This window comes from Mesorhizobium sp. M7A.F.Ca.CA.003.01.2.1, from assembly GCF_003998945.1.
Lineage (GTDB): Bacteria > Pseudomonadota > Alphaproteobacteria > Rhizobiales > Rhizobiaceae > Mesorhizobium > Mesorhizobium ciceri.
Map to the genome: position 1 here is coordinate 1 of NZ_RZRA01000598.1, position 3,544 is coordinate 3,544.

Sequence of the window (3,544 nt, forward strand, 5' to 3'; positions counted from 1 at the left end):
ATTGGGAAGAGCGTGCCATCGACCGCTTTCTCGAAGCCTTCGAGGCCGCCATTCCCGATGGTTTGGCGGCGACCATGATCCTGTCGGCCGGCGAGTACGAGACCGAGAAGCTGGCGCCGTTCCAGATTGGCGCCGAGGACGAGGAAAAGCGCCTGAAGCAGAAAAAGGTGACACGCACCGACGCATTCGCGCGGGCAATGGCGCAGCGTCTTGATGCTCTCCCGGGCGTGCGCGCCAGTTTCGAACTGCATGCCGGCGAGAACCACATGTCGATCCTGCCGGTCACCGTCAATCGCGCGGTGCAGGCGGCGTTTGCGGTGAGGAGGGACACCGCCCTTTGCTGAACGCCGCAGCAAGACGGTCGGCGCTGTCATTCCTGTGAAGGGGAGGCGCTCAATCGGCGGTAGGAGACGCCGCCGAAGTTTGCCGTCACAAAATCCGTGACGGACATCTTGCGCTTGCCTCCGTCGCTGCAGGCGTAAACCGGCCAACCGGCATCGCTGCATTCGCTGGCAGCGCAGATGCGCGCCAGGCAGTTGCCGATAGTCAGCCGGAAGCCGCCCTTGCCGGCGAAGCCTTGCAACAGGCTGCCGTCCGCCGAGCGCCATGTCCGCGCACGGAATTCCGCCCGCAAAAGCAGTGGTTCGAGAGGGACCGCAAGGTTGTTTTCGCCGGCACGCCCTGCGAGCTGCAGACGGAAGCGCGCCATTGCGGTCGCGTATGCAGTCACAAGATCGGCTTGGCGAAAATAGGCGGCTGCCAGGCTTGGGCGGTCAAGCAGATGAGACGTCCACTCGCCTGCCCCTACCGGCCTCACCAAGGCAACAAAGGCAAGAAAGGCGAAGCAAGCTCGTGACATTTCCAGCAGCCATATCTGTCTCGGCGTGCCGGTTTGCCCCCCGGTTGCCCTCCCATAACATCCCGCCAATCGGCGCCCGGCGCAAGCCGCTTGCTAAGGCAGTTCAGAAGGCCGCCGAGCAAGGGATCCTGGAGCCGAAGACGGTGACCCGCATCGACGAACCTGTGCGGGCGATCGCGAGAGGGTGGCGGTGTTTGCGGCAAGGGATCTTGACCAGCCCAGGGTTTCCTAGCCGATGCGAGCCGGCGGCAGCTCGAACAAAGTGGCGCCGTTCTCCCGGCCGCGCTCGACATAGCCGATGACGCCGAACCATCTTGCGACATCCGGCCCCTGGAGCCAACTGCGCGAATGGATGGCGAGGTTGCCGGCGAGCGCCTGGATATGCCTGATATGCCGCTTGCAGAAACGGACGGTCGTGGCCCGGAAGAAGTCCTCCCGTGCGGCGAACAGCGTGTCGGCGGCGTCGCTGTTCTCATGCCAGGCGATGATCGCCACGGCCTTGTCACCCTCGACAAGCGCGTGCGCGCGGCCCTCCTTCAAATTCATCATAAGGTTGTCGTAGGCGATCTTGCTGTCCTTGCCGGCAGCGACGTATTCGTCCGACATTCGCTTGGACAGACCGCGAAAGACATCCTCCAGATCCCCAAGCGTTGCTGCGCGTGCTCTCATTTCACCTCCTGCAGCCCCAACGGGCAGTTTGCCCCAGGGTTGAGGGGTGGCCAAGCAAATTAAATCCGCCGGCGGGCCAATGTGCGCAAAGTGATTCCACTTGGCGATGCAGGCGGCGACGCGACGGGGGGTGCCCAGAACGGACCAGGAGGGGATGGTGCCCAGAGGCGGATTCGAACCACCGACACGCGGATTTTCAGTCCGCTGCTCTACCAACTGAGCTATCTGGGCCTGTTCCGGCAAACGAAAACTCGCAGGCCGGAATTCATCGAGGCGCCGTGGGGCGCCCCTTGAAAGCGCGTGGGTTATAGCACGGGAATTCGGCCTGTCCAGCGCCTAGGTGGCGATTTCAGGCAGGAAAAGCGATGCCGTGCGGCGCCCGGGTTTCCATGCCGCTTGCGGGCCGGAATCGCGCACGGCATGGCACTATCTGGCCTTCTTCACCCTGGTCGGCGTCGTTATTGCAGGCTGAAACGCCGTGACATGTCTTTTAGCCGGCGGTCGAGGCGCAGCAATGCTCGCGGCACTGGGCGCCCGCAAGTCGCCATCGCCTATCTGGCGCCGGTCACGCCGCGCCGAAAATCGGAAGGCGACATGCCGGCGAGCTTGCGGAACGACTTGTTGAAGGCGCTGAGCGAGCCGAAACCCGAATCCATGGCGACACGCAGCACATTGGCGTCCTGATGCATCAAAAGCGCCTGCGCATAGCTCAGCCGCAACAGGTTCACATACTCATTGAGCGTCATGCCGGTGGATTTCTTGAACAGGCTCATGGCGTATTTGGGATGGATGTCGGCGGCCGCGGCGATGTTCACGCAATCGATGTCATAGAGGAAGTTTTCGGCGATGAAATCGCACATGCGTCCGACATTCCGCGACGATTGCTGGTCAAAGGGGCTGCCTGTTTCTTGGTCGGTCGGAGTTGCGGATACCAGCCGATAGGGCTCGAACCGCACTCGCTCCAGCCGCAGCAGCAATTCGTTGACGGCATGTTCGGCCTTGGCCTGGTCGCCGGACCGGGCGTAGCGGTTCCAGCGCTCGAAATTATGGTTGTCGGACTGGTCGGTGGCCGATGTCACCAGTGTTGCGCCCGTCATCAGCCGGTGCCTTATGTCCGTGGGCAGGTGCAGCCGGAAGAAATGCACCAGCGGCAGATGCGCTCCGGCATAGATGGCGTCGTCGGACAAATCGTCCATCTGGTGCGGCAGGCCACCCCAGAACAGGCACATCTCGCCGGCCGAAAGCGAAATCTCGTGGTCGTTCATGCGGTAATGCACGCTGCCGCGCACGATGAAATTAACCTCGACCTGGGCGTGCCAATGCGGCTTGAGCATCACCAACGGATTGGTGTGAAACATCTGCAGGAGCAGCGGCAGGCCTTCCACGCTGCTGGCCCCAGGCTGGTAGAACGGCCGTTCAGGCATCTTACTTTCCGCCAATTTCATATTCCCTTTGACGGCGACAGGCCTTGCCCGGTGCATAGTCTAGCCACGCTCACAGTGAGAGAGCAAATGAAATGGGAGGATTTCAATGCGCATCACAATGACCTGCGCCGCGCTCGCGCTTGCCCTGGGCTCAGCCCCGGCCTTCGCGCAATCCGGCGAAATCACCATCTGGAGCTGGAATGTCGCGGCTTCATCGCTGAAAGCGACCATTGCCGGCTTCAACAAGCAATTTCCCGACGTCAAGGTCACGGTCCAGGATCTCGGCAACCAGCCGACTTACGACAAGTCGATCGCCGGCTGCGCCGCCGGCGGCGTCGGGCTGCCTGATGTCGTCACCATCGAGAACGGCGAGGCCGAGAATTACTGGAGCCAGTTCCCCGACTGCTTCGTCGACCTGCATACGCTCGGTTACACAGCCGACGACCAGAAAAAATTCCCCGATTTCAAGCGCACCGAGTTGGAAGTGGGCGACAAGGCCTACGCGATGCCGTGGGATTCCGGCCCGGTGGCCGCCTTTTATCGCCGCGACTTCTACGAAAAGGCCGGCGTCGATCCTGCTTCGATCAAGACC

General features: G+C 62.1%; 4 protein-coding genes, 1 tRNA gene and 1 pseudogene. 2 read left to right on the forward strand and 4 right to left on the reverse strand.

Annotated elements, in window-relative coordinates:
- Window positions 1-344 (forward strand): annotated as a pseudogene (locus EN969_RS21875) (alpha/beta hydrolase); the annotation flags it as partial.
- A 26-nt stretch (window positions 345-370) separates the two neighbouring features.
- Here the strand turns inward: EN969_RS21875 and EN969_RS21880 are convergent.
- The 4 genes from EN969_RS21880 to EN969_RS21895 form a co-directional block, all read right to left on the reverse strand.
- Window positions 371-709 (reverse strand): hypothetical protein, encoded by a 339-nt coding sequence (locus EN969_RS21880; protein ID WP_013533590.1) that lies wholly within the window; start codon window positions 707-709, stop codon window positions 371-373.
- A 378-nt stretch (window positions 710-1,087) separates the two neighbouring features.
- Window positions 1,088-1,528, reverse strand: a complete 441-nt coding sequence (locus EN969_RS21885; protein WP_013533589.1) for a hypothetical protein — start codon at window positions 1,526-1,528, stop codon at window positions 1,088-1,090.
- Between the two features lie 155 nt (window positions 1,529-1,683).
- Window positions 1,684-1,759: transfer RNA gene (locus tag EN969_RS21890), tRNA-Phe, on the reverse strand.
- A gap of 320 nt (window positions 1,760-2,079) precedes the next feature.
- Window positions 2,080-2,973 (reverse strand): helix-turn-helix domain-containing protein, encoded by an 894-nt coding sequence (locus EN969_RS21895; RefSeq protein WP_024504770.1) that lies wholly within the window; start codon window positions 2,971-2,973, stop codon window positions 2,080-2,082.
- An 85-nt stretch (window positions 2,974-3,058) separates the two neighbouring features.
- On the opposite strand from EN969_RS21895, the gene EN969_RS21900 reads away from it, so the two are divergent.
- Window positions 3,059-3,544 (forward strand): extracellular solute-binding protein (locus EN969_RS21900; protein ID WP_127419385.1); only part of this gene is annotated, 486 nt, incomplete at its 3' end.

What these genes read in the sequence shown, in the direction of transcription:
- EN969_RS21880 (WP_013533590.1), bottom strand. Translation starts at nt 709, where the DNA reads ATGGCGCGCTTCCGTCTGCAGCTCGCAGGGCGTGCCGGCGAAAACAAC.
- EN969_RS21885 (WP_013533589.1), bottom strand. Translation starts at nt 1,528, where the DNA reads ATGAGAGCACGCGCAGCAACGCTTGGGGATCTGGAGGATGTCTTTCGC.
- EN969_RS21895 (WP_024504770.1), bottom strand. Translation starts at nt 2,973, where the DNA reads ATGAAATTGGCGGAAAGTAAGATGCCTGAACGGCCGTTCTACCAGCCT.